The sequence below is a fragment of the Neobacillus sp. KR4-4 genome (genome assembly GCF_042136325.1).
Classification (GTDB): Bacteria; Bacillota; Bacilli; order Bacillales; family Cytobacillaceae; genus Neobacillus.
Window position 1 is genome coordinate 41,955 of the sequence record NZ_JBHHJU010000025.1, and the last position, 26,430, is coordinate 68,384.

Sequence of the window (26,430 nt, forward strand, 5' to 3'; positions counted from 1 at the left end):
AAATGGGAAGCTTTCGATATGGGGCATATCTTCTCCTGCTAGCGATGGTTTTGATCATTACTGGGTGCAGCGATGGATCTACTGAGAAAACGGCGTCTGCCGCAGGAAAGAAGACTACAGGACTCGCAGCCGATGAAATTCGTAATGAAGCGTTTAAGGACTTATTTCCACTTCAATATAATAGTTACAAAAAGAATGAAAAGATGGAAGATACTACTTATGGCGGTTCTGAAAAACGCAGCAAATTTGAAAAAGATAAAGAGCCTCTGTTACCTATCCTCTTTAATGGATATGGATTTGCAACGGAATATAACGAAGAACGTGGTCATACATACGCCTTAGAAGATATACGCAGTATTCAACGGATTACCGATAAATCGGTTGGCTCGTGTTACACTTGTAAATCGACAGCTGTTCCAAAGATGATTGAGGAAATGGGCGACCACTACTGGGGTGCTAATTTTAATAAAGATATTTGGCCAAAAGGGGAGGAGATGGGGCACTCGCCAATAGGCTGTTCGGATTGTCATGATCCAAAAACAATGGATTTGCGTGTCACTCGTCCAAGCTTCTATAAGGCATTACAAGCGAAAGGCGTAGATACATCCAATCCAACCAAAAACGATATGCGCAGCTATGTTTGCGGCCAGTGTCACGTGGAGTATTATTTTGCAGCCGATAATAGTGAAGTAACATTCCCGTGGACAAAAGGTTTTAAGCCTGATGAAATGTATGAGTATTACAGCACCATTGCGAAAGAAAAAGGTTTTGAGAAGGATTGGATTAGTAATATTTCTGGGACGCCGATGTTAAAGTCACAGCACCCCGAATATGAAACACATTCATCAGGTACACACGGCAAAGCGAATGTATCTTGTGCTGACTGCCATATGCCATATGAGCGTGTCGATGGAAAAAGAAAAATCAGCTCACACTGGTGGACTTCACCGCTTAAAACCATGCAAACTTCATGCGGTCAGTGTCATGGCGACCGTGATTTAGATAAATTGAAGGACCGTGTCCTTGAAATTCAAGAAGCAAATGTCAGTGCATTACACGAAGCACAGGATATTTCCACGACATCACACTATTATGTAAATAAAATGATTACTTCAGGTGTAAATCAGAAGAAAGTCAAGCAAGCGCAGGAATTTGTTCGGAAGGGCCAATGGTTCTGGGATATTATCGCAGCTGAAAACTCGGCCGGTTTCCATAATCCACAGGGATCGATGGATTCCTTAAGAGAATCTGTTGTTCAATCCAACAAAGCGGTCCGGCTTGCAACTGAAGAGCTTGTTAAAAAAGGCGTTGACATGGAAGAGGTAGACAAGGAAATTGAAAAAGTGAAAAAGGCTGTTTTCGACGAAACAGAAAATGATAAGAAAAAAGATGCCGCAGTGAATAGTTATTTCCCTGCACAAGCACCGGTAGTACCAGGAGTACCAAAGAAAAAACCTTAAATATTTTGGTCAGGAAAACACTGTTTCATTTACAGTGTTTTTTTCTTATGGTTTTTTTAAGGAGAAATTGAGTTTGGCGATATCTTCTTTAGATTTGGCGAAATAATTGGGAAACTTGGCGAAATCCTGGGCCAATTAATCCAATCTAGTTTGGCGAAATCCTGGACCAATTCAGCGAAATCCAATCCAGTTTGACGGAATCCTGGATCAATTCAAAGGGAATACCACACCTCCACACCTCCTCCATTGCACTGGAAAACAAAAAGCATTGCGCGCCCCAAGAAAAAATAATAGAATATATCCTTGGTAATTGAAATTGTAATATGTAAAGGGGCGTTTTATACATGCCACGTGCCTTATGGCTCTTAATAATAGGGATGGTCGTTAATGTCACAGGCTCATCATTTCTGTGGCCTTTAAATACAATTTATATACATGATCACCTGGGTAAGTCCTTATCGATTGCTGGAATAGTCCTAATGCTAAATTCAGGGGCAAGTGTGATTGGTAACCTATATGGCGGCAGCCTATTTGATAGAATAGGCGGCTACAAATCTATCTTAATAGGAATCTCGATTACTCTTGCAGCACTCATTGGTTTAACTTTTTGGCATGGCTGGCCTGCCTATATTGTCTTCCAAATCATTATTGGATTCGGTACCGGTATTATTTTTCCGTCGATGTATGCAATGGCAGGGTCCGTTTGGGTTGAAGGTGGAAGGAAAGCCTTTAACGCGATTTATGTTGCCCAAAACCTTGGGGTAGCCTTGGGTGCTTCCCTTGGCGGGATTGTTGCCGCTTATTCCTTTCAACTCATCTTCCTAGCCAATACTATTATGTACGTCCTCTTTTTGCTTATAGCGCTATTTGGCTATAAAGGAATTTCAGGAGAGTCAGGAAAATCGGCAACTAACGATATAAAAGTTCCTATTGTAAAAAATAGAAAAAAACTGTATGCCTTATTAATACTGTGTACAGGGTATTTGCTTTGCTGGGTTGCCTATGTACAGTGGCAAACAACGATTGCCACCTATACACAGGAAATTAATATTTCGTTAACGCAGTATAGTCTATTATGGTCGATCAACGGTGCCCTAATTGTCATTGGCCAACCGTTCTTAAATGGTGTACTGAAGCATCTGAGAGCATCACTTAAACTGCAAATGATTATTGGAATTGGTATTTTCGTTGTTTCATTTTTAGTTGCAGGGCAGGCAACGCTGTTTTCTGGGTTTCTAGTTGGGATGATTATCCTAACAATTGGTGAGATGTTTATCTGGCCGGCAGTTCCAACAGTTGCCTTTAGCCTGGCACCGAAGGGACGTGAAGGCTTCTACCAAGGAATCGTCAACAGTACGGCCACAGGCGGCAGAATGATTGGTCCCCTAATGGGCGGAATAATCGTAGACATGTACAACATATCAGCACTATTCATTGTACTAATAGTGTTATTCCTCATCGCAATCATCACAACACTCCTTTACGATCGAGGTCTAAAAACAAAAATGGTGTCAGGCACCGTCCATGGACAAATCTAGTTATTTGTCCATTCCATGCGGACGAAGAAGTAACTCTTCTTTGTCTTTTTGTTTATTATCCCGATATTTTGTCTATCCTGAATTTAGGCGTTTGTTTGCCTTGCATACTTGTTGAAAATTTATTACAATAACCGTAATACTTAATAATGAAATGACTGTGATTAGGAGTAGTAGTGGTACACACCCGAAATAGAGAGTTGACGGCTGGTGGAAGTCAACCGGGTACATCATGAACTCGCCTTTGAGTTGCAAGTGTGAAAGTATAGTAAGGCTTGCCGTATTCCGCGTTAAGGATGAATGAAGCGAGTGTTTTTAACACTAATGTGGGTGGTACCGCGGGAAGATACATACAATCCTCTCGTCCCTTTTTGGGATGAGGGGTTTTTTTATTTTGGCTGTGTTAAAGTTAAATGTTGATTTTAGCACTCTGTTGATTGGAGTGGAAGGCACGAAGACTCCTGCAGGAGTACGGGGCAGGGGAGACCCCACAGGAGCAAAGCGACGAGGAGGCTCCCCGGCACGCCTGCGGAAAGCGAAGTGACTGGAACGGAAATCAACAGACAGGTTAACACAGCCTTTATTTTAAGGAGGCAACAGATATGAGTTTCGATCATAATCACATCGAACAAAAGTGGCAAAAGAAATGGGAAGAAGAAAAAACATTTAAAACAAGCGAGGAATATGACAAAAGAAAATTCTACGCTTTAGATATGTTTCCATATCCATCAGGAGCAGGACTACACGTAGGGCACCCTGAAGGCTATACAGCAACCGACATTCTTTCACGATTAAAGCGGATGCAGGGATACAATGTGCTTCATCCAATGGGCTGGGACGCGTTCGGCTTACCGGCAGAGCAGTATGCATTAGATACGGGGAACGACCCAGCGGAATTTACTGAACAGAATATCAACACGTTCCGCCGCCAAATTAAATCATTAGGATTCTCTTATGATTGGGATCGTGAAGTTAATACTACCGACCCTGAATACTACAAATGGACCCAATGGATTTTCTTAAAGTTATTCGAAAAAGGTTTAGCATATATTGATGAGGTTGCGGTAAACTGGTGTCCGGCGCTTGGAACAGTTCTCGCAAACGAAGAAGTCATTGATGGCAAAAGTGAGCGTGGCGGACACCCCGTTGAACGCCGTCCGATGAAGCAATGGATGTTAAAAATCACTGCTTATGGTGATCGTTTACTTGAAGACTTAGAAGAACTTGATTGGCCGGAAAGTTTAAAGGAAATGCAGCGTAACTGGATCGGCCGCTCGGAAGGTGCAGAAGTAACATTCTCGATCGAAGGTCATGAAGAGACTTTTACGGTATTCACAACACGTCCCGATACATTATTTGGTGCTACCTATGCTGTGCTAGCTCCGGAACATGCGTTTGTAGATAAAATTACAACAGCTGAACAACGTGCTGCGGTTGATGCTTATTTGGATAAAGTGAAAACAAAGAGCGATTTAGAGCGTACCGATCTTGCAAAAGAGAAAACAGGCGTATTCACTGGGGCATATGCCATCAATCCTGCAAATGGTGAAAAAATGCCAATCTGGATTGCTGATTATGTATTAGTAAGTTACGGTACAGGAGCAATTATGGCAGTTCCAGCTCATGATGAGCGTGACTATGAATTCGCTAAAGAATTTAACCTGCCGATTAAAGCCGTTGTCGCTGGTGGAGATATTGACAAAGAAGCCTATACTGGCGATGGTGAACATATTAACTCTGAATTCTTAAATGGCTTGGATAAAGCAGAAGGCATTCAAAAGATGATTGCTTGGTTAGAAGAAAAGGGAATCGGAACGAAGAAAGTCACTTTCCGTTTGCGTGACTGGCTATTCAGCCGCCAGCGTTATTGGGGCGAACCGATTCCAATTATCCATTGGGAAGATGGCACAATGACTGCGGTTCCTGAAGATCAGCTTCCATTGATGTTACCAAAAACGAAAGAAATTCGACCATCTGGAACAGGTGAATCACCGCTTGCAATTATTTCTGATTTCGTCAACGTGGTGGACCCAGAAACAGGTAAAAAAGGCCGTCGTGAAACCAATACAATGCCGCAATGGGCAGGCAGCTGCTGGTATTATTTACGTTACATTGATCCGAAAAATGATCAAGCACTTGCTTCTCAGGAAAAATTAAACCACTGGCTTCCTGTTGATATTTACATTGGCGGGGCTGAACATGCTGTTTTACATTTACTTTATGCGCGTTTCTGGCATAAATTCCTGTATGATATTGGTGTTGTTCCAACCAAAGAACCATTCCAAAAGCTATTTAACCAAGGCATGATTTTAGGTGAAGGAAATGAAAAAATGAGTAAATCAAAAGGGAATGTCGTAAACCCTGATGATATCGTTGGCAGCCATGGTGCTGATACCCTTCGCCTTTATGAAATGTTCATGGGACCGCTTGATGCATCGATTGCTTGGTCAACAAATGGACTGGATGGTTCCCGCCGCTTCTTAGATCGCATCTGGCGTTTATTGGTTGAAGAAAACGGGGAATTAAATCCAAAGATCCAAGTAAATGAAGAAGCCTCAAATTTGGAAAAAGTTTATCATCAAACGGTGAAGAAAGTGACTGAGGATTACGAAGGCTTAAGATTTAATACGGCGATCTCACAGATGATGGTATTTATAAATGAGGCCTATAAAGCAACCGTACTGCCAAAAGAATATATTGAAGGTTTTGTTAAAATGCTTGCACCTGTTTGCCCGCATATTGCTGAGGAGCTTTGGGAGAAGTTAGGTCATAGTGAAACAATATCTTACGAAGCATGGCCAGCCTATGATGAGGCAAAACTAGTAGATGATGAAGTTGAAATTGTTGTCCAAGTCAATGGTAAAGTAAAAGCAAAGCTTTTGGTACCAGTGGATGCAAGCAAAGAGTCCCTTGAGGGAATCGCAATGGAGGATGCCCAAATTAAGGAACAAATTGAAGGGAAAACAATCCGCAAAGTCATTACTGTTCCTGGCAAGCTTGTAAATATCGTCGCAAATTAATCTATAGAATGGCCCCTTTTTCGGGGCTGTTTTTCCTAAAGGGGATGGACTTGATGGAAGAAATTCAAACAATTACACCAGAAGAATTACAAAAGAAGCTTGAGTCAGGGGAAAAACTTGAGCTAGTCGATGTAAGGGAAGATCATGAGGTCGTTTTCGGGATGATCCCAGGAGCAAAGCATATTCGCATGGGAGATATCCCTGATAAACTCGACTACTTTGACAAGGATAAAGAATATATCTTTATCTGCCGCTCCAGCGCAAGAAGCGGAAATGTCTGCCATTATTTGCAGGATCAAGGCTATAAGGTTCGTAATATGGCAGGCGGCATGCTCGCTTGGACTGGTGAAACAGAATACACAGAATAACCGATTCCACAATGGAATCGGTTTTTTTGTGCGGCGGCAAATCAAGTCTGCTGGTGACAATGTAGGTATTCATTAAGTACCACCAGTAGTTGTATCAAAGCCTCCACTCAAAATAATCTTAACTTTTTATAAAGATAAGATTAAATTTTTAAAATTTCAGAAAAGTGGTAAGAATAGTAGTAAAAAAAGAGAGGGAGAGAACATTGATACAGGTAAAGTTGTTTGATCGGGAGCATGAGAAGGATCTGGAAAAGGAAATGAATCGTTTTTTAAAGGGACTGGATGAAACAAGTCTGCTTGATATTAAATATAATGTGGCAGCAATGGCAGAGGAAGAAGAAGAGGAACAGATTTATTGTTTTTCAGCGATGATTATTTATAAGGCCTGACAACTTGTCAGACCTTTTTATTTTTCACATATATGGCTGCATTACTTCCAGCTAATCTTCCGGTTACAAGTGCAGAAGTAATATTATACCCTCCGGTGTACCCATGGATATCTAAGATTTCACCGCAAAAATATAAACCATTCATAAGTTTCGAGCCCATCGTTTGCGGCTCAATTTCTTTAACTGACACACCGCCGCCCGTGACAAACGCTTTTTCAAGAGGCAGGGTGCCATTAACTTTAATTAGGAATTGCTTACAACTCTTGGAAAAGCTGCGTATTTTTTCATTAGAAATCGTTCCAGCTTGCTCAGCAGGATCGATTCCATTTTGGTCTAATAGAAACAGGAGGTACCGTTCAGGGACGAGCCCTTTGAGTGTATTTTTAATGCTTTTCTTAGGCTCACTTTTTACAAGTGAGAGAATTTCTTGAAAAACTTCTTCCTCTTTCTTATCTGGTAAGACATTAAGGCTCATGGTTACTTCTTGTAACTTCCATTTCTTCATCGCTTTCACCACGAACTGGCTGCAGCGAAGGACAGCAGGACCGCTTAGTCCAAAATGGGTAAAAATCATATCCATTCGATGAGAGATGAGGGGCTTACCCTTTGGGTTCAAGACACTTAATTCGATATCTCTTAACGACAACCCTTGAAGGACTTTGTTTTTTATAAATGGTTCATTCGAGGTCACTGGAACCTCGGTGGGAAAAAGTTCAGTAATGGTATGGCCCGCTTTTTCAGCCCAGGCATAGCCATCACCCGTCGAACCTGTATGAGGGACAGACTTTCCTCCGACAGCAATCACGACGGATTGAGCAGATATGGTTTGTCCGTCCTTAAGTACCACAGCCGAAACACGCTCATCCTCATAAATGAGTTCGCTGACAGGGCTATTTGTAAAGACACGTACATGAAGTTTTTCTAGTTGATTTAGTAATGCATCCACAACGGACTGTGCTTTATTAGAGACTGGAAACATCCGGCCGTGATCTTCTTCCTTTAAGGCAATTCCTAATTTCTCAAAGAATTTAATAATATCTTCATTACTAAAGATAGAAAAAGCACTATATAAAAATTTCCCGTTTCCAGGCAAGTGCTTGATAATTTCCTCTATTGGCAGGCGATTGGTCACATTACAGCGGCCGCCGCCAGATATCGCTAGTTTTCTGCCAAGTTTGTCACCTTTATCTATTAAAAGGACCTTTGCGCCTTTTTCACCAGCCGCAATAGCGGCCATTAAACCTGATGGGCCGCCGCCGATGACAATAACATCATATTCCATATTTACACCAACTTTTTATTAATCCATCACTCCATTATAAACATTTATCATCAAAATAAAACGAATGTGCCCATATTTTCATAAATTTCACTTGGTTGTTAGTAGCGTCTGGGGACAAGAAGTTGTAAACTACTATAGTGTGCAAAAAAAGTAGTTTTCATATTTGTGAAAGAGCGCACGTATTTCTTCGGGTAGGAAGGGATTTTATGCAGTCTAAGCTATTAAGAGGAACATTTATATTAACGCTAGGAACGATACTTTCAAAGGTTATCGGCTTAATTTATGTTATACCATTTTTTCAAATTGTCGGTAGGGAAGGGACTACGCTTTATCAATTTTCCTATGTACCGTATACGATTTTTATTAGCGTTGCAACAGCCGGTGTGCCGCTCGCCGTTTCCAAATTTATTTCGAAATATAATGCTCTAGAGGAATATGCAGTTGGCAGGAAGCTGTTTAAATCGGGTTTAGTCATTATGATGTTAACAGGGATTATGGCTTTCTTAGTGATGTATCTTGCGGCACCGACATTAGCGGAAATGAGTGTTGGTGATAAAAAGGCAAATTTAGATTCGGTCACCACGGTTATGCGAGCTGTAAGCTTTGCGTTAATTGTTGTTCCGTTTATGAGCCTCATTCGAGGATTCTTTCAAGGGCATCAATCGATGGGCCCCTCTGCACTTTCACAAGTCGTGGAGCAAATTGTCAGGATTGCCTTTACCCTTCTAGGGGCTTTTGCCGTCTTACACATTTTTAATGGAAAAATGGTAACAGCGGTAAGTGTGGCGACATTTGCTGCTTTTATTGGCGCCATTGGCGGTTTATTTGTTTTATTTTGGTATTGGTATAAACGAAAACCGTATTTAGACGAACTCCTTTCACATGATAAGGGCACAATAGATATCTCTCTTAGGGATATCTATAAGGAAATTCTTATTTATGCGTTTCCGTTCGTGTTAGTGGGGATTGCCAACCCTTTATTTCAGGCGATTGATCAATTCACCTTTAGTCAGGCAATGGCAGAAATCGGGAAAGCGAAATTTGCAGAATCCTTTTTCTCTATTTTGAACTTTGAATCCCATAAAATTGTCATTATTCCAGTATCTCTGGCAACAGGATTTTCGTTAACGCTTGTACCAAGTATAACGAGGGCCTTCGTTGAGGGGGAAGGAGCAAGCTTAAACCAACAGCTAAATCAGACATTTCAGGTCCTGCTATTTTTAACATTACCAGCAGCTATCGGTCTTTCGTTATTGGCAGAACCTGTATATACAGCGTTTTATCAGCATGATGTAATTGGTACGGAAGTATTAAGGGCATACGCACCTGTAGCCATTCTTTTTTCCTTATATTCTGTTACTGCAGCCATATTACAAGGAATCAACGAACAACGATTTACGGTGTTAAGTTTACTTGTCGGATTATTAATTAAACTGTCTCTAAATATTCCGTTAATAAAAATGATGGAAACAAGAGGGGCAGTATTAGCAACAACACTTGGATATGTTGCAGCCATTCTCATCAATTTTATTGTTATTAAGATATATGCCCGTTATCCATTCCGACTTGTATGGAGAAGAAGCTTGTTAATTGTTATCTTTGCTGGATTCATGTGGGTGGGCACAGAATTAATGTACAAACTATTATTGTTATTCCTTTCTCCAGCATTAAAAGTTCAATCCGTTATAATAATTGTTATTTGTGCTGCAGTGGGAGCTGGAATTTATTTTTATCTTGGCTTAAAATCAGGACTTGCGACCCGTTTATTTGGGGATAAACTTGATCGGATCATGAACAAATTAAAATTACCTGGGAGGAAGAGAAGCGTTGAGAATTGATAAAATGCTTGCAAACCTAGGCTATGGAAGCAGAAAAGAAGTTAAGCAATTGTTAAAAAGCAGTGCGGTTAAAGTGGATGATGTGGTAGTAAAAGATGCAAAACAGCATGTGGATCCATCCTCACAAACTGTAACCTTAAACGGAGAAATTATCGAATACAAAGAATTTATTTATTTGATGATGAATAAGCCACAAGGAGTCTTATCTGCTACAGAAGATAGTTCTACCGAAACAGTCATCGATTTATTAGAACTCGAAGACCAAGTTTATGAGCCTTTTCCGGTTGGACGATTGGATAAGGATACTGAAGGGTTGCTGCTAATCACCAATGATGGCCAATTGGCCCACCGTTTGCTTTCTCCGAAAAAGCATGTTCCGAAGACGTATTTTGCGGTAATTGATCGTGAAGTGACTGAGGACGATATTGAAGCGTTTGCTAACGGCGTTACCTTGGATGATGGCTATGAAACCAAGCCAGGTGAATTGAAAATCTTAAAGTCTGGAATCCGATCCGACATTGAATTAACAATTACTGAAGGGAAATTTCATCAGGTGAAAAGAATGTTTGAAGCTGTTGGGAAAAGAGTAGTCTATCTCCAACGGATTTCGATGGGTCCATTACCACTCGATGAGACACTTGAATTAGGTGAATATCGAGAACTAACAGATGAAGAAGTGGAGTTACTCCGAAATTATCAAGTGAAATAGACTTATATATGAAAAAGCAGCCTCATTTGAAGCTGCTTTTTCTCTTTTTATAGCTTGTCCTTACAGTATTAAGCCTGTAAAAAAGATTGTAACATCCAGTTATGTTTCTTAAGTTTTCCAATTAAGCCTAAAAACATGTCGCTAGTGACTTCGTCATCATTTTGCTCGGCGACTTCCATCCCAACTTTTAACTCATCAATGAGTAAAGAAAAGTCATGGATGATTGCTTGTACCATTTCCTCAGCTGTTAGTGTTTCGTTCGTTTCTTCAATCGTTGCAAGTTGAAGATACTCTTTTAGGGTAGAAACAGGACGGCCTCCAATCGTTAATAATTGTTCTGCAAATTCATCAATGGAAGCGGCTGCTTCTTCATATAATTCTTCAAATTTTCCGTGCAAGGTAAAGAAGTGAGGACCTTTCACATACCAGTGAAAACGATGTAATTTAGTATATAGGACATTCCAGTTAGCGATTTGTAGGTTGAGCATTTGTTCGACTGTCATTTAACATTCCTCCTAATTTCTTATCTGAATTAATTATAACACATATTAGTTAAAAGTAAATATTAAATTATAATAATTATAAATAATGAGAAAAATAATTAACTATACGGTTCTCTGGGTATCTTAATAATATTTACTTGAAAAGGATACCTTAATATTAAGGGGGAACTGTCATGAAACTTACACACGAGCAGGCAATTGAGTTACACGGCTTTAATAACTTAACGAAATCGTTAAGCTTTAATATGTATGACATTTGTTTTACGAGAACGAGGGAAGAGCGTGAAGCTTATTTAAAGTATATTGATGAACAATACAGTGCGGAAAGGCTGCAAAATATATTAAAGCATGTTTCAGATATCATTGGTGCCCATGTATTAAATGTTGCGAGTCAGGACTTTGAACCGGCTGGGGCGAGTGTGACCCTGTTGGTTTCTGAGGGGCCGGTTGCGAATGCACCAGATGAATCATTTGAAGAATCACCGGGACCACTGCCAGAATCGGTGGTTATGCAGTTAGACAAGAGCCATATCACGGTTCATACATATCCTGAATTTCACCCCGATGAAGGAATCAGTACATTTAGAGCGGATATTGATGTTTCCACTTGCGGGGAGATTTCGCCGCTTAAGGCTCTTCATTACTTAATTAGATCGTTTGAAACGGATGTCATGACAATTGATTACCGTGTGCGCGGGTTTACAAGGGATAAATCGGGACACAAGCTCTTTATTGATCATGAAATCAATTCGATTCAGAATTATATCCCGGAAGATGTTGGTGAACTATTCGATATGATTGACGTCAATGTCTATCAGGAGCATATTTTTCACACGAAATGCAAACTGCGTGAATTCGATTTAAATAATTATTTATTTGGATATAGCAAAGACACTTTAACACCTGAAGAACATATTGAAATCACTGAGCGGTTAAAGATAGAGATGGATGAAATATTTTATGGGAAAAATATTGTTCAATAACAGGAAAAGGAGCAGTAATATTAAGGTCACTGGAACAGAGGTGTGGTCAGTTCTTAGGTGGCTCAAAAAATAATTGATTAAGACGAAGGTCACGTAGAAGGAGTCTACGTGACTTAAATCATGTCAGAATAAAGACGAAGGTCACGGAGAGGTTAGCAGCCTTAAAAAAATCGCTTGACGTGAAACCAAATGGTGTTATATAGTTTTTATATGAAACCAAATGGTTTCGTATTGAAAAATATCGCAGCAAAATTCGAGGAGGCAATTAATATGAGTAACGAGTCACAGGCAACATTAGAGGATATAAAGTATACGGTTGTTTATAATGCTCCGATTGCAAAAGTATGGGATGCAGTAGCGACTGCAGAGGGTCTAAGTGCCTGGTTTATGCCAAATGATCTACAGGCAGTTGAGGGACATGAGTTTCATTTAAATGCAGCGCAATTTGGCATGTCGCCATGTAAGGTCACCCATGTTGATCCTCCAAACCGTCTATCCTTTAATTGGGGGAAAGATTGGACACTAACATTTGAATTAAAAGAACTGGATGATAAAACGGAGTTAACATTAATCCATGGAGGTTGGGACGCGAATAAAGTCACTGAATTTGGTCAACCGCATACTCCAATCCGTGATCATATGAATCAGGGCTGGGCAGGTATTGTGAAAAAATTGCAGGGATATGTTGAGGCATAAATGGCGGCTTCCTCGGCAAAGCATGATGTCTTTCAAGCAATCGCTGATCCAACAAGAAGAAAGCTGTTAAAACTGCTTAGCAAAGAAGAGATGCATGTAACGGTAATAAGTGAACACTTCCCGATAAGCCGTACCGCCGTGTCTAAGCATCTTCGTGTTTTAGCGGAGGCTGGGCTGGTTAAGGAACGAAAAGCTGGCAGGGAAACAAGGTACAAGCTGGAGCCAGAACCGTTATATGAATTAAAAGATTGGCTCCAATATTTTGAGCTATTTTGGGAAAATAAATTATCCGCACTTAGGCTATTTGTAGAGTCAGATGATCAAGATACCCCAACGGATCCAAAGGATTGAGATTGAAAAAGCAAAAAGGCCAACCAATATTTGGTGGCCTTTTAAGTTCATATTAAACAGTAATTTCATTCAACCCATTTTTTCTAACAAGAAATGAGAGGATGATTAGCAAGCCTATTATTGTTAGGCTTACCGATGAACCAATAATATTATTTGGATTAAACACAAATCCAATAAAGATAATACTTAAAGATACAAGTGCGAATATGGTCGTATATGGAAACCATTTTATTTGGAACGCTGGTTGATTTTTGTAAAGTGGTCTTAATTTTAACTGCGCTGCACAAATACTACTCCAGAGTAACATGACTGTAAATCCTGGAATGGTCATAAGATAGCCGATAACCTGACTAGGTGTTAAATAAGCTAGAAAAACTCCTGCTAGTATACAGACACTCGTAAGGAAAATTCCTGTTAATGGGATTCCCTTTGCAGAGAGTTTTGCCAAAACCTTAGGCGCAACACCACTTTGTGCCATCGAAAATAGCGTTCTTGATGTCGCATAGATTCCTGAATTTGCAGCCGATAGGACAGCTGTCAAAAGCACAAAGTTCATAATGTGTGCTGCTCCCGGTAACCCGGTTGCGCTAAAGACCTGAACGAAGGGGCTGTCTGTACCAGTAACTTTGTCCCAAGGCATAAGTCCACAAATGATTAGAATGGGTAAAATATAAAAAATCATGACACGCCATACGGCACCTTTAATAATTTTTGGCAATACTCGCTCGGCATCCTTTGTTTCGGTTATAGCTACCCCGATTAATTCCGCACCGCCATAAGAAAACATGACCACTAAAAATGCGCTGAACATTCCACCCATTCCGTGCGGGAAAAATCCGCCATGAGCTGTATAGTTAGAGAGTGGGTCCTGAATCGAGCTGGGAATAATACCAAAAAGGAGTGAAAAGCCTAAGATAATAAAGGCCACAAGTGCAATGATTTTAATTCCTGCAAACCAAAATTCAAGCTCCCCATAATTTTTTACTTGAGTTAAATTGATTCCAACGATTACAACTGCACAAAGGAAACTTAACAGCCATAAAGGTATCGTAGGAAACCAAAATTGTAGAAAACTTCCCGCGGCTAGTAATTCAACAATCGTAACAAGAGTCCAATTGATCCAGTACAGCCATCCGACGATATAAGAGACTTGGAAACCAAATGCTTTGTTTACTAAATGCTGTACATTTAAATTTGGAAAAGCAAGGGCCATTTCCCCAAGGGCAGCCATTATGATAAATAGTAATAGACCGCCAAGTAAATAGGCCACGACTACACTAGGTCCAGCAATGGCTAATGTATCGGAACTGCCTTTAAATATCCCCGTCCCAATCATACCAGCCAAAGCAATAAACTGGACATGCCTTGATAATAATCCTTTTTGTAAGTTCTGATGATTTTTTTTCATATCTTCTCCTATTAAACTTTTTTGCTTAAACGCTTTTAAGTACTAAAGTATTTTTCTATAATAATATACTACCATACTATTTAAATCTGTCAAATGGAGTCGAGAGACTGAGCAGTTAAGCCATATCCCTATTTTGACCTGGACGGTCGCATTATTTCATTGGGAATTTTGATAACAGTTTAAAATATTAACCAGAAGAATTTTTTTTGGTTGAAGGAAACTTTGTTTGAAGAGGAGAATATAAATAAAGTAAATTAGGAGGATGATGCATATGTTTATTACCCCTCGATTGCAGCGGAGAATTTTCATGTATTCATATGTTTTTAGAAAGCTCGGCATCATAAGTGAACAAGAATATAACCAAATCACTAATCAAGTCCATGGCCGGACTTAATTTTTTGACAAACAAAAAGCACCGAGAGTATCTCGTGTGCTTTTTTATGCTATCCATTTACGTTACTTTTCGTTTTAAGAAGACATTTTAACTCTTTTTTGTGTAGTCGTCCATTTTCCGCGGCTTGGGCTTATTACCAAGTCATTATAGGCTAAGACATTTAAATCTCGTTGTATGGTGCGAGGAGTGATACCAAATTCCTCTACAAGTTCCTGCGTTGTGACTGTTCCATTATTGCGAATAAACATGTAGATACATTTGATGCGGTTTAACATCCGGTTAGTCGAAGGTTTCAAAAAACCACTCCCTATCCTTTTTTCAAACCTATGGCTTAATCCCTCTACCGACAGCCTGTTTGAAGATTCCTCTTCAAGAAATATGTAGTTTTCTTTTCCGCGCAGACAACTCCTTTTTATGGATGTTTACTGTGGATACTTAGATGGTGTCCATCTATCCTTATTGTAACCACAAAAACTGAAAATTTCCACCAATATACTTTATTTTACAAAATAATCTTCAAAAATTAACAAAAATTGTTCGGATATTCTCCCTCCCTTGTAGTACTCTTACTATAGGTTATGGGTTATAATGTATGGATTATGACAAATTATTTGAATTTTTAGTTAAATTATTATTTTTAATTTTGCATAATAAAAAGTCGAAGTTAAATTGATAACAGATTTGAAAAAATGATATGGTTACATTTATGAAGATTTAAATAAAATGCTGTGTTATTGTGTTAATGCATAATGGTGATTTACACTCTGTTGATTGGAGCGGAAATCAACAGACAAGTTTAACACAGCAAATAAAAAATAAAGGGGAATTGGGAGAATGAAATATGCAATCATGGATGGAAAAATAATTGAGCGAAGCGAGGCAAAGGTGGATGTAGAAGACCGAGGCTATCAATTTGGGGATGGAGTGTACGAGGTGATCCGTGTCTACAACGGAAAAATGTTCACAGTAACCGAACATCTAAATCGATTATTGAAAAGTTTAGATAGTATCGGCATCAAACTCCCATACACAATGGATCAATTAACAAATTTGCTGGAAGAACTGATTGAGAAAAATAACCTTCAGTTAGGAACGATTTATATGCAAATTTCAAGAGGAGTTGCCCCTCGTAATCATGCTTTCCCAACAGAAAATGTGAGGCCAAGTCTAGTAGCATATACGAAGGAAGTGTCTAGGCCTTTAGAGAGTTTGAAGATGGGCGTAAGAACAATCGTTACAGATGATATACGCTGGCTGCGCTGTGATATAAAAAGTTTAAATTTGCTTGGAAATTTATTAGCGAAACAAAAAGCTGCCGAAGCGGACTGCTTTGAGGCAATTCAACATCGCAGAGGGAATGTGACGGAAGGAAGTTCATCAAATATCTATATGGTTAAAAATGGCAAGGTAATCACACATCAGTCGGATAACTTAATTTTAAAAGGAATTACAAAAGATGTTATTTTGCATGTCTGCGAAAAAAATAACATTGTTGTTGAGGAACGAACATTTACACTTGATGAACTTATAGATGCTGAGGAAGTATTCCTTTCTAGTACGACCGCAGAGGTAATGCCAATTATTGAAGTGGATGGGAAGCGTGTAAGGGATGGTTTGCCTGGTCCTGTCACAAAATTACTGCAGGAACGTTTTGAGTTAGAAATTGAAAAACAATGCGGAGCACTTATTGACAAAATTCTTCATTAGCAATTAAGACGTGTACACAGAAGTGTCCACGTCTTAATCTTTAATCCATATGCTTGGTACCTTTAGGGGAAAAAATGAACTACTTTTTTCCCACATCAAGGAACGTCCACTTTTTATTTTTAGGCTGTGTTAAACTTGTCTGTTGATTTCCGTTCCTGGCACTTCGCTTTCCGCGGGCGTGCCGGGGAGCCTCCTCGCCGCTTTTAGCGCCTGCGGGGTCTCCCCTGCCCCGTACTCCCGCAGGAGTCTTCGTGCCATCCACTCCAATCAACAGAGTGTTAAAAACAACATTAATCTTTAACACAGCCTATTTTTAATACTGGAACAAATCGCTCGATAAGTATCTTTCGCCTGTATCACAAGCAATACATACAACGACATCATTAGGGGTTAATCGTTTGGCAACTTCTATCGCTGCAAAGCAAGCCCCGCCTGAGGATGGCCCGACAAGAATTCCTTCTTCTACAGCCAACCTGCGTGCGATATCATAGGCATCTTCATCATTAATTTGATGGATTTCATCATAGACATCCTGATTAAGAATGTCTGGAATAAATCCTGGACTTGTTCCAACAAGTTTGTGCTTACCAGGTTTTCCGCCTGACAAAACAGGCGAGCCTTTTGGTTCCACCACGTGGACAGATATGTTTTCAAAATGTGCTTTCAAGGTTTCGCCTGTACCAGTTATGGTCCCACCTGTTCCAGCGGTGGCAACAAAGGCAGCAAGCGGTTTGCCAAGTTCGTTCATTGCTTCAATGATTTCTACAGCGGTAGTATGACGATGTGCATCTGAGTTCGCATGATTTTCAAATTGCATTGGAATAAAACTATTGGGAATCTCGTTAGCTAATTCAATGGCTTTTTTGATGGCCCCTGGCATTTTTTCATCTCCAGGTGTAAGGACAACTTCCGCACCGTATGCCCTTAAAATACTGATTCTTTCTTGCGTCATCGTATCTGGCATGATGATAATCGATTTATATCCTCGTGCAGCAGCATTCATGGCAAGGCCAATCCCTGTATTTCCACTTGTTGGTTCGATAATCGTGGAACCTGTGGTTAATTTCCCAGCCTTTTCCGCTTCAACAATCATATTAAATGCAGCACGGTCTTTTACACTTTTACTAGGGTTAAAGTATTCCAACTTTAGATAAACCGATGCCCCACCCCTAGGTGCTAATTGATTTAGTTTAACAAGTGGTGTATCTCCGATTAGTTCAGCTATATTATTGACTACTTTCAAGAGGCCCGCGTCCTTTCCATCCTTTGAAGTAAATAACTATTACTTGATTCATAACTAATAATAAATAAAAATTAATACTTTGTAAAAAAATCGGCTAATTGTCTGTTTGCTAATAGATACATTTAGGACAAAATAGACTAGAATTATTTATAGAAGGGAACATAACGATGGAAAAACGCCCCCATTATTTCTTTGCCGTAAGAATACCAGAGCATGCGAAACTAGTGATGAAAGACCATTTGGAAAAAATCAGAGACATGATCCCGTTTAGTCGCTGGGTCCATGATCAGGATTTACATATAACCCTAGCGTTTCTTGGTGGTGCACCGTCAGATATATTAACAGAAGCAGTTAAAAACGTTAAAATTGCCCTAAGCGATGAGAAAACTCTAACATTGAACATCAACAAGCTTGGTATTTTCGGTAGTGTGACTTCTCCCCGTATTTTTTGGGCCGGTATAGAGGAAAGCACACATTTACAAGTTATTAGAAAAAAAGTATTTGCCGCTTGTGAGCTGGCAGGGTTCCAACTGGAAACAAGACCATTCCGTCCCCATATTACTCTTGCGAGAAAATGGATAGGTGAACATCCTTTCCAAAACGAAATGCTTAAACTGTGGGAAGAGCTCCAGCCTACGCCCCTTTCATTTGATGCTGTTGATGTGGTGCTTTATCAAACACACCTGAACAAAACACCAAAGTATGAAGCAATTAAAACATATCCTTTAACCAGCACAAAAACATTTAAATAAATAAAGGTTGGTAGTATGAAACAAGTATACTTTATTATTAATCCCAATGCTGGCAATGGTCATTGCTTTAAGATTTGGGAAAGAGTGGAGCACGAACTAAAAGCTAACCATGTAAATTACCTTGCATTTTTTACTGAATACCCTGGACATGCAAAGATTCTTGCCACGCAAATTGTGCAAAAGACTTCTGAGCAAAAGATTGTTATTGCTGTGGGTGGTGATGGAACGATGCACGAGGTGATGAATGGGGCAGTCAACGATAATAAAATTACACTAGGATTTATTCCTGGTGGGTCTGGAAATGACTTTTCTAGAGGTTTTCAAATTCCTGTTGATCCTGTTGAAGCCATAGCAGTAATACTCCGTCTGGCAAAACAAAAGGGTTTGTCAATCGATATCGGGAAAATTAAATTGGCTGAATCAAATGAGCGCTTTTTTATTAATAACATGGGTGCTGGATTTGATGCCCTCATTTCCTATGAAGTAAATCAATCCCGGATGAAATCCATATTAAATAAATTCTCGATGGGTAGAATGGTTTATGTTTATTTTTTGTTAAAAAAATTATTTACTTATAAAACCACTACAATTGATTTATCAATTGACGGGAAAAAGCATATATTTGAACAGACATGGTTTGTAACTGTTTCGAATCAACCCTATTATGGCGGTGGGATGAAAATTGCCCCTAATGCTGAACCAGATGATGGCCTTTTTGACATTACCGTGGTCCATCAATTATCACGATGGAAACTGCTGCTTGTTTTTATAAGTGTATTTTGGGGAAAACACACCCATTTTAAAGAAGTGCAAACTTATACGGGCAGGAGTGTGTCCATCCATTCTCCAACAAAACTTTTTGTTCATGCAGATGGAGAGCATATTGGATTTACACCATTTAAGATAGATCTTCAAGTAAGCGCTCTGGAAGTGTTAACAAGAAGAAGTCATCCGAAAGAAGTGGAGATGAAAGAGAGGGACTCGAATGATTGCTACTGACCGAAATTTCTTCGCCTATCTAGATGAGATGAAGATCATTACGATTCTTCTACCTCTTTCCTATCATCACGGATTGTCATCCTCCTTTTCGATTACAAGTGATTTTCAAGAACATCCATTGAAAATCATCGAGAAGAGACAAATAGATAATAAAATGAAATATATTTGCGAATTTTCAAAAGAGTATTCCTTTGAAAAACAATATGTGATTATCGATGAGCATGGAGGGAAAACTGACCTCCAAATTGGTGCCGTGATTCGAACAGAGGAATTTGACGAGAAATTTTATTATGACGGAAAGGATCTCGGTGTTACCTTCCAACCGGGGCTAACCCGGTTTAAGCTTTGGGCACCCACCGCTACCCAGGTTAAATTAAAGTTACGTCCATCTAATAGTACTTTTTCAGAAATTGTAAAAATGAAACGAGAAGATCACGGCATTTGGACCGTAGCTGTTAACCGTGATTTAGAGCTCTATCAATATAGTTTTCTAATCTTAGTCAATCAAGAATGGCGTGAGGCTGTGGATCCTTATGCTAAAGCTGTGACCGTTAATGGAGAACTTGGAGTGATTGTAAGATTTGACGAAACCCAGCGAACGCGTCCTAACTTACCTAAAATTGAAAATCCAGTGGATGCCATTATATATGAGACCCACATAAGGGACTTAACGATTCATCCAAAAAGTGGTGTAAAGGATAAGGGACTTTATCTAGGTGCCGGTGAGCAAAATACAAAAGGAATGGATGGGGAACCCACGGGGTTAGCGTATATTAAAGACTTAGGTGTTACCCATATTGAATTCCTTCCTTTCCATGATTTTGCTGGTGTGGATGAACTGCATCGAAATAAGGAATATAATTGGGGATACAATCCTCTTCATTTCAATGCCCCTGAAGGAAGCTATTCAACGAATCCTGCCAATCCATATTCAAGAATCATCGAATTAAAGCAGTTAATTGATCAAGTTCATAGTCTTGGTCTTAGAGTAATCATGGACGTCGTATATAATCATGTATATGTTCGTGAGACCTCATCCTTTGAAAAGGTGGTTCCCGGGTATTATTTTCGTCATAACGAGATCGGACTTCCTTCAAATGGTACGGGAGTAGGAAATGATATTGCTTCAGAACGCAAAATGGTCAGAAAATATATTGTGGATTCCATTCAATATTGGTTGGAAGAATATCATATCGATGGGTTCCGCTTTGATTTAATGGGGATCTTGGATGTGGAGACCATGAAAGAGGTAAGGAAAGTTTGCGATAGGCATTCAACAGGGACGATCATCATCGGTGAAGGCTGGAACCTCAATACACCACTTCCAGCAGAGCAGAAAGCAACAATTGGAAATCAGGCAAAAATGCCACGTATTGCTCAATTCAATGATAAATTTCGTGATTCTATAAAGGGAAGTTCATTTAACTTATTTGATAAAGGCTTTGCCTTAGGTAATGACCATTACCTCGAGGCAGCTAATGAAGTGATAACTGGGAGCATCGGTTTTACTAAACACGGGCCGGGTACATTTAATGAACCTTTTCAATCATTAAATTATGTAGAATGTCATGATAACCACACGATGTGGGATAAACTTCAAGCATGTCTCCCCGATGCTGATGATTCGTTACGAATAAAGTATCATCGGCTCGCTACAGCGATTGTTTTGTTGTCCCAGGGAGTCCCCTTTCTACACAGTGGCCAAGAGTTCTTTCGAACAAAAAAGGGGGAGGGGAATAGTTATCGTTCCTCTGATGAAATCAATCAACTGGACTGGGAAAGAAAAATTATATATAAAGATAATGTAGAATATGTAAAAGGACTTATTCAAGTACGTAAGAAATTTTCTTGTTTCCGAATGAGAACTTCTGCAGAAATCCGATCAAATATCCGCCAAATGCTATTAGCTTCACCACTGTTAGGATATAGGTTTATAGGGGATAATGAACTAATTTTACTAATCAATCCCACCACGAAAGAGCACAATATAACGTTACCTGACGGGGATTGGACGGTCTTAGTTGATGATGTAAACGCAGGGATTACTGCCGGGCGGAATATGTATAGGAAAGAATTGAGTATTGAGTCAGTCTCCATAAATGTTTTGCTAAAAAAATAGTTTCTGCAGATATACTTGACGAAAAAAGGTAATCCGAGATAAAATTTAATAAGATGGCTATTGTGTGCAATGGTTTCAATAGCTTTTTTTTTATTTCAAAAAAATAAAAGCTGTTGATGAAACTGTGGTAATATAAGACCTTCCGGCAACGCAGGTTATACCTCTAAATATAGAGGAATAAGCCCATAAGAACGGCATAAATTGAAGGTGAGCAATTTTGGATCATATACTAGGACAAGAGTGGGAAATTACCCCTGCTGGAGGCAAAACAGGTGAAGCCTTTTATGCAAAATATCAAGACCAAAGGCTTTTTTTGAAGCGGAATTCGTCTCCGTTCCTTGCTGTACTCTCAGCAGAAGGTATTGTCCCAAAGCTTGTTTGGACAAAAAGGTTGGAAAGTGGAGATGTAATTACTGCACAGCAGTGGCTTCCCGGCAGAGAACTAAAGCCGTCAGAAATGAATCAAGAACTTGTGGCAAGACTGCTGAAGAAGATTCATTGCTCAGAGCCAATGCTGGGAATGTTAAGCCGGATAGAGACTTCTCCATTACATCCAGAGCCTATATTGAAATCGGTGGTAAATGAGTTAGATGAGCAGATACTTTCCTTGCCTGAAGTGCAAAATGCAATGAGCTTTTTAAAAAAGGAAGCATTAAATGTCTATTGCGATGAGAAAGTGGTTTGTCATGGTGATGTTAACCATAACAACTGGCTGCTTGCAGAAGACAACCAGTTGTATTTGATTGATTGGGACGGGGCAATGATCGCCGACCCCGCCATTGACCTAGGATTGCTCCTATATTGGTATATTCCAAAAGAGAATTGGCAGGATTGGTTAGGCATGTACGGCAAAGAGCTGACCGATAACCTAAAGTTACGAATGAAATGGTATGTTACCATTCAGACGCTTTCTTCAATTCAATGGTATAAAAATAAAAATCGCTTGGAAGAAATGAACAAATGGATAAAGTTCTTGGGTGAAATCCTCTAATCAGGAAAATTGGTCAATATTACTTACCCAGCTTGATAAGTTTGCTTGGTTAGATAAAATATGTTGATCCAAATCAGCAGTACCAACTCCATGGTGGCTGTATTGATATACTTCCTGTAAGATATTCTTAACATTTTGATCCACCTCGGTGTTTACCATTAGAGATTTCACCAATCGCTCTAATTGTTCACATTCCGCAACGGACCCACAGCAATCGGTTTGATGATTGTTTAATATATCTTTTAATAAAGTGACTTGGTCATCATGACTTAATGGCATGAATGGACACCCTCTCAAGTGTTATTTAAAAACAAGAATTCACACTGTTAGGTTGTGAATTCTTTTTTTGTTTATTCATGATCTTATTTTCCATTAAGTTAAACTTGTACTGAAAAATGGTGCATGATATATGTAACGAACAAAATTATTATTAGGAGTGTCATAAATGAGAGTTAGACATAAACCTTGGGCAAAGGAAAAAATAGAGCAGCATCCACAATATATTGTTGCCAATCCTGAAGAATATAAAGGAAAATGGCATGAAGTATTTACTAACGATCAGCCGCTGCATATTGAGGTGGGTACAGGCAAAGGTCAATTTATTACGGAAATGGCAAGAACGAATCCATCAATTAATTATATTGGTATTGAATTATACGACAGTGTCATCATTACTGCTTTAGAACGATTAATTGAAGCGGATTTACCGAATCTAAGGCTTCTTAATGTAAATGCAGTGGATTTGCCGAAATATTTTGCCAAAAATGATGTGGACCAGGTCTACTTAAACTTCTCTGATCCATGGCCAAAGTATCGTCATAGAAAAAGAAGATTAACATATAAGGACTTCCTAAAGCTTTATGAGGATATTATGGTTGATGGTGGTGAAATCCATTTTAAAACAGACAATCAAGGCTTATTTGAACATTCCTTAATTAGCTTTTCAGAGTATGGATTGTTATTAAAGTACATCAGTCTAGATCTTCATAAAAGTGATTATGAAGGTAACATCATGACAGAGTATGAAGAGAAATTTTCAGAAAAAGGAAGCCGTATTTATCGCTGTGAAGTAAAATATCAAAACTAACTTTTTAAGGACAGTTCATTAATGAGCTGTTCTTTTTATTTCTTCAAGTATATACAAAATGTTAATATATAGAAAATGGGCAAAGGGGGCAGAAGGATTGGAAACAGTAAAAGTTGGTGGTGTGACACTAACCTGGTTATCAGGAGGAGTAACAAATTTAGATGGCGGGGCTATGTTTGGGGTTGTACCGAAAGGAATGTGGTCGAAGAAATATCCCTCCAATGAAAGAAATCAAATTGAATTACCAACGGATCCGATGTTCATTCAAATGGATGGAAAAAATTTCTTAGTTGAAACAGGAATTGGTAAAGGGAAATTATCAGAAAAACAATTAAGAAATTTCGGTGTAACGAAAGAATCAGAGTTGGATGAATCTTTAGCTAAGTTAGGTTTCCATCCAGAAGATATCGACTACGTCTTGATGACTCATTTGCATTTTGACCATGCAGGCGGCTTGACAAAACTAGAAAATGGACGATACGTTTCAGCCTTTCCCAATGCAAAAATCATTACTTCACAGGTAGAATGGGATGAAATGCGTAACCCTAATATTCGCTCGAAAAATACATATTGGAAAGAAAACTGGGAAGCGATTGAATCGCAGGTAGTTCCTTTTGAAGAAAAATGGAACTTAGGGGCGCTGACCTTGGTTCATACCAGCGGTCATAGTAACGGACATTCCATCCTTATTATAGAGGATCGGGGAGAAATGTTGATTCATATGGCTGATCTGATGGCAACTCATGCCCATCAACCAGTGTTATGGGTGATGGCTTATGACGACTATCCGATGACTTCGATTGCAGCAAAGGAAAAATGGCTTCCATACGGATTACGGAATCACGCATGGTTTAGTTTTTATCATGATGCTTTTTACCGGGCAGTGAAATGGGATACAGAAGGAAAGCAAATTGTTGAAAGTATTAAAAGAGAAAATTAAGTAAAAAAATAGCCGTAACCATTCAGGTACGGCTATTTTTACTATGAAACCAGTTCGTTGGACAAAGACCGAATATCCAAAAGGGTACCAGTTTGGGCATCGGCAATGAATTCGAATTGCTCTGTTGTCCCATTATTGTTTTTAGAAATACCGCCTTTATAGACGAGGTAATCGATGTGCTGTTTTTCATACGGCTCTGCTTCCATATGTATCCATGAACCATTGATTGGTCCATTCTTAGTAAATTGCTTTTTTACTTGTTCTAATACTTTTTCGGGCGATACATTTGTTCTACCATAAATGATTTCTTTGGCAGCGTACCCGCTAATCAACCCGACCGCTGTACCGAGGAGAAATGACTTCCAATTCATAAAGGACCTCCCAAGGATAAAATTTGGAAAAGATAGGATTCTCTTCTCAGTATATCGTATTTAGGGAAAGGAACATACTATTACAAATATTAAATTCAATTGATGGAAAGAGAACTCAAAGTTCTGTAAAATTATAATATACATAATTAAACCTGAGAAACCTAAAGGAGCTCAAAAAATGAACGATCAAACCTTAAAACTTTTTCAAACACTAACAGAACTTCCCGGTGCTCCCGGAAATGAACATTTGGTCAGAAAATTTATGAGAGAACAATTATCTCAATACGCAGATGAGCTTGTTCAAGATAATCTGGGCAGTATTTTTGGCATGAAAAGAGGAGAAGAGACAGGCCCGACGGTCATGGTTGCAGGTCATATGGATGAAGTAGGCTTCATGGTGACGGCGATTACGGAAAATGGCATGCTTCGCTTTCAGCCTCTTGGCGGCTGGTGGAGTCAAGTAATTCTTGCTCAGCGTGTTCAAGTGATGACCAATAATGGTCCAGTCATTGGTGTCGTTGGTTCGATACCTCCACATCTTTTAGACGATGCAAAGCGTAATAAACCAATGGAAATTAAAAATATGCTGATAGATATCGGCGCAGATAATCGTGAGGATGCCAAACGGATAGGGATTAAGCCAGGTCAGGCAATTCTGCCAATTTGTCCATTTACACCAATGGCCAATCCGAAAAAAATATTAGCCAAAGCATGGGATAACCGCTATGGTTGTGGTTTAGCTATCGAGTTACTGCAGGAATTAAAAGATGAGACTTTACCAAATACACTATTTTCAGGGGCAACGGTTCAAGAAGAGGTTGGTTTACGTGGTGCCCAAACTGCTGCAAATATGATAAACCCGGATATCTTTTTTGCACTTGATGCAAGTCCGGCAAATGATATGACGGGTGATAAGAATGAGTTTGGCCAATTAGGTAAAGGGGCATTGCTTCGCATTCTTGACCGGACAATGGTCACGCATCGCGGGATGAGAGAGTTTGTCCTCGATACAGCTGAAACGAATAAAATTCCCTACCAATATTTTGTTTCGCAGGGAGGAACAGATGCCGGCCGGGTTCATCAATCAAATGAAGGTATTCCTAGTGCGGTTATTGGAATATGCTCACGTTATATTCATACCCATGCCTCAATCGTTCATGTGGATGATTATGCAGCTGCGAAAGAACTAATTGTTAAACTAGTCAAAGCGTGTGACAAAACAACGGTTGATACGATTAAAGCTAACAGTTAGGTTACCTTTTTAGGGGGGCATTTTTATGCTCCC

General features: G+C 39.4%; 28 protein-coding genes and 1 other annotated feature. Of the genes, 20 read left to right on the top strand and 8 right to left on the bottom strand.

What is annotated here, in order from left to right:
• Positions 1-2: 2 nt before the first annotated feature.
• The 6 genes from ACE198_RS21160 to ACE198_RS21185 all read left to right on the top strand — a co-directional run bounded on the left by ACE198_RS21160 (position 3) and on the right by ACE198_RS21185 (position 6,772).
• Positions 3-1,460, top strand: coding sequence for an ammonia-forming cytochrome c nitrite reductase subunit c552 (locus ACE198_RS21160; protein ID WP_375376928.1), 1,458 nt, complete (start codon positions 3-5; stop codon positions 1,458-1,460).
• Positions 1,461-1,804: 344 nt separating this feature from the next.
• The gene (locus tag ACE198_RS21165) at positions 1,805-2,998 is read left to right on the top strand and encodes an MDR family MFS transporter (protein WP_375376929.1); all 1,194 of its coding nucleotides are present in this window, start codon (positions 1,805-1,807) and stop codon (positions 2,996-2,998) included.
• 148 nt (positions 2,999-3,146) lie between these two features.
• Positions 3,147-3,367, top strand: a binding site (T-box leader).
• A 22-nt stretch (positions 3,368-3,389) separates the two neighbouring features.
• Positions 3,390-3,539, top strand: coding sequence for a hypothetical protein (locus ACE198_RS21170; protein WP_375376930.1), 150 nt, complete (start codon positions 3,390-3,392; stop codon positions 3,537-3,539).
• A gap of 58 nt (positions 3,540-3,597) precedes the next feature.
• Positions 3,598-6,015, top strand: a complete 2,418-nt coding sequence (gene leuS, locus ACE198_RS21175) for a leucine--tRNA ligase (RefSeq protein ID WP_375376931.1) — start codon at positions 3,598-3,600, stop codon at positions 6,013-6,015.
• A 53-nt stretch (positions 6,016-6,068) separates the two neighbouring features.
• Positions 6,069-6,383: a rhodanese-like domain-containing protein gene (locus ACE198_RS21180; protein ID WP_375376932.1), complete on the top strand. Its 315-nt coding sequence runs from the start codon at positions 6,069-6,071 to the stop codon at positions 6,381-6,383.
• Between the two features lie 203 nt (positions 6,384-6,586).
• Positions 6,587-6,772, top strand: a complete 186-nt coding sequence (locus tag ACE198_RS21185) for a sporulation protein Cse60 (RefSeq protein ID WP_026563254.1) — start codon at positions 6,587-6,589, stop codon at positions 6,770-6,772.
• 7 nt (positions 6,773-6,779) lie between these two features.
• Here the strand turns inward: ACE198_RS21185 and ACE198_RS21190 are convergent, their stop codons facing one another.
• The gene (locus ACE198_RS21190; protein WP_375376933.1) at positions 6,780-8,054 is read right to left on the bottom strand and encodes a BaiN/RdsA family NAD(P)/FAD-dependent oxidoreductase; all 1,275 of its coding nucleotides are present in this window, start codon (positions 8,052-8,054) and stop codon (positions 6,780-6,782) included.
• A gap of 206 nt (positions 8,055-8,260) precedes the next feature.
• Here ACE198_RS21190 and ACE198_RS21195 point away from each other — a divergent pair, with 206 nt between their 5' ends.
• Entirely contained in the window at positions 8,261-9,892 is a 1,632-nt protein-coding gene (locus ACE198_RS21195) for a putative polysaccharide biosynthesis protein (RefSeq protein WP_375376934.1), read from the top strand.
• Positions 9,882-10,601: a 16S rRNA pseudouridine(516) synthase gene (locus ACE198_RS21200; RefSeq protein ID WP_375376935.1), complete on the top strand. Its 720-nt coding sequence runs from the start codon at positions 9,882-9,884 to the stop codon at positions 10,599-10,601. The genes ACE198_RS21195 and ACE198_RS21200 overlap by 11 nt, the downstream gene beginning before the upstream one ends.
• 68 nt (positions 10,602-10,669) lie before the next feature.
• Here the strand turns inward: ACE198_RS21200 and ACE198_RS21205 are convergent, their stop codons facing one another.
• Positions 10,670-11,104, bottom strand: a complete 435-nt coding sequence (locus ACE198_RS21205) for a Dps family protein (RefSeq protein ID WP_251460151.1) — start codon at positions 11,102-11,104, stop codon at positions 10,670-10,672.
• A 173-nt stretch (positions 11,105-11,277) separates the two neighbouring features.
• Here ACE198_RS21205 and speD point away from each other — a divergent pair, with 173 nt between their 5' ends.
• The 3 genes from speD to ACE198_RS21220 all read left to right on the top strand — a co-directional run bounded on the left by speD (position 11,278) and on the right by ACE198_RS21220 (position 13,134).
• On the top strand, positions 11,278-12,087 hold the full coding sequence (gene speD, locus ACE198_RS21210; RefSeq protein ID WP_098574567.1) for an adenosylmethionine decarboxylase: 810 nt from the start codon (positions 11,278-11,280) through the stop codon (positions 12,085-12,087).
• Positions 12,088-12,357: 270 nt separating this feature from the next.
• Positions 12,358-12,783, top strand: coding sequence for an SRPBCC family protein (locus ACE198_RS21215; protein WP_098574566.1), 426 nt, complete (start codon positions 12,358-12,360; stop codon positions 12,781-12,783).
• Positions 12,784-13,134, top strand: coding sequence for an ArsR/SmtB family transcription factor (locus ACE198_RS21220; protein WP_375376936.1), 351 nt, complete (start codon positions 12,784-12,786; stop codon positions 13,132-13,134).
• Positions 13,135-13,186: 52 nt separating this feature from the next.
• On the opposite strand, the gene ACE198_RS21225 is transcribed toward ACE198_RS21220, so the two are convergent.
• Positions 13,187-14,542 (bottom strand): amino acid permease, encoded by a 1,356-nt coding sequence (locus ACE198_RS21225; protein ID WP_375376937.1) that lies wholly within the window; start codon positions 14,540-14,542, stop codon positions 13,187-13,189.
• 271 nt (positions 14,543-14,813) lie between these two features.
• Here ACE198_RS21225 and ACE198_RS21230 point away from each other — a divergent pair, with 271 nt between their 5' ends.
• On the top strand, positions 14,814-14,936 hold the full coding sequence (locus ACE198_RS21230) for a hypothetical protein (protein WP_375376938.1): 123 nt from the start codon (positions 14,814-14,816) through the stop codon (positions 14,934-14,936).
• A gap of 74 nt (positions 14,937-15,010) precedes the next feature.
• On the opposite strand, the gene ACE198_RS21235 is transcribed toward ACE198_RS21230, so the two are convergent.
• Positions 15,011-15,232 (bottom strand): DeoR family transcriptional regulator, encoded by a 222-nt coding sequence (locus ACE198_RS21235; protein ID WP_081825309.1) that lies wholly within the window; start codon positions 15,230-15,232, stop codon positions 15,011-15,013.
• 538 nt (positions 15,233-15,770) lie between these two features.
• On the opposite strand from ACE198_RS21235, the gene dat reads away from it, so the two are divergent.
• Positions 15,771-16,643 carry a D-amino-acid transaminase gene (gene dat, locus ACE198_RS21240; protein WP_375376939.1) on the top strand — a complete coding sequence of 291 codons (873 nt, stop codon included), beginning with the start codon at positions 15,771-15,773 and terminating at the stop codon, positions 16,641-16,643.
• A gap of 79 nt (positions 16,644-16,722) precedes the next feature.
• Here the strand turns inward: dat and ACE198_RS21245 are convergent, their stop codons facing one another.
• Both ACE198_RS21245 and cysK read right to left on the bottom strand, forming a co-directional pair.
• The gene (locus ACE198_RS21245; RefSeq protein ID WP_375376940.1) at positions 16,723-16,947 is read right to left on the bottom strand and encodes a hypothetical protein; all 225 of its coding nucleotides are present in this window, start codon (positions 16,945-16,947) and stop codon (positions 16,723-16,725) included.
• 9 nt (positions 16,948-16,956) lie between these two features.
• Positions 16,957-17,886 (bottom strand): cysteine synthase A, encoded by a 930-nt coding sequence (gene cysK, locus ACE198_RS21250; protein ID WP_375376941.1) that lies wholly within the window; start codon positions 17,884-17,886, stop codon positions 16,957-16,959.
• A gap of 167 nt (positions 17,887-18,053) precedes the next feature.
• On the opposite strand from cysK, the gene thpR reads away from it, so the two are divergent.
• The 4 genes from thpR (at position 18,054) to ACE198_RS21270 (ending at position 22,747) form a co-directional block, all read left to right on the top strand.
• Positions 18,054-18,638: an RNA 2',3'-cyclic phosphodiesterase gene (gene thpR / locus ACE198_RS21255; protein WP_375376942.1), complete on the top strand. Its 585-nt coding sequence runs from the start codon at positions 18,054-18,056 to the stop codon at positions 18,636-18,638.
• 15 nt (positions 18,639-18,653) lie between these two features.
• The gene (locus ACE198_RS21260; RefSeq protein ID WP_375376943.1) at positions 18,654-19,637 is read left to right on the top strand and encodes a diacylglycerol/lipid kinase family protein; all 984 of its coding nucleotides are present in this window, start codon (positions 18,654-18,656) and stop codon (positions 19,635-19,637) included.
• Complete coding sequence (gene pulA, locus ACE198_RS21265) at positions 19,624-21,756, top strand: type I pullulanase (protein ID WP_375376944.1); 2,133 nt, start codon at positions 19,624-19,626, stop codon at positions 21,754-21,756. Before ACE198_RS21260 ends, pulA begins: the two co-directional genes overlap by 14 nt.
• 217 nt (positions 21,757-21,973) lie before the next feature.
• Positions 21,974-22,747: a phosphotransferase family protein gene (locus tag ACE198_RS21270; RefSeq protein WP_251460169.1), complete on the top strand. Its 774-nt coding sequence runs from the start codon at positions 21,974-21,976 to the stop codon at positions 22,745-22,747.
• On the opposite strand, the gene ACE198_RS21275 is transcribed toward ACE198_RS21270, so the two are convergent.
• A complete protein-coding gene (locus tag ACE198_RS21275; RefSeq protein WP_098574557.1) occupies positions 22,748-23,026 on the bottom strand; it encodes a YtzH-like family protein in 279 nt (92 codons plus the stop codon). It lies immediately after the preceding gene.
• 166 nt (positions 23,027-23,192) lie between these two features.
• On the opposite strand from ACE198_RS21275, the gene trmB reads away from it, so the two are divergent.
• Both trmB and ACE198_RS21285 read left to right on the top strand, forming a co-directional pair.
• A complete protein-coding gene (gene trmB / locus ACE198_RS21280; protein WP_375376945.1) occupies positions 23,193-23,834 on the top strand; it encodes a tRNA (guanosine(46)-N7)-methyltransferase TrmB in 642 nt (213 codons plus the stop codon).
• Positions 23,835-23,931: 97 nt separating this feature from the next.
• Entirely contained in the window at positions 23,932-24,774 is an 843-nt protein-coding gene (locus ACE198_RS21285) for a YtnP family quorum-quenching lactonase (RefSeq protein WP_098574555.1), read from the top strand.
• A gap of 41 nt (positions 24,775-24,815) precedes the next feature.
• Here ACE198_RS21285 and ACE198_RS21290 read toward each other — a convergent pair whose 3' ends face one another.
• Entirely contained in the window at positions 24,816-25,145 is a 330-nt protein-coding gene (locus ACE198_RS21290) for a PepSY domain-containing protein (protein ID WP_375376946.1), read from the bottom strand.
• 178 nt (positions 25,146-25,323) lie between these two features.
• Between ACE198_RS21290 and ACE198_RS21295 the strand changes: the two genes are divergently transcribed.
• Positions 25,324-26,397, top strand: a complete 1,074-nt coding sequence (locus tag ACE198_RS21295) for a M42 family metallopeptidase (RefSeq protein WP_098574553.1) — start codon at positions 25,324-25,326, stop codon at positions 26,395-26,397.
• Positions 26,398-26,430 lie beyond the last annotated feature (33 nt).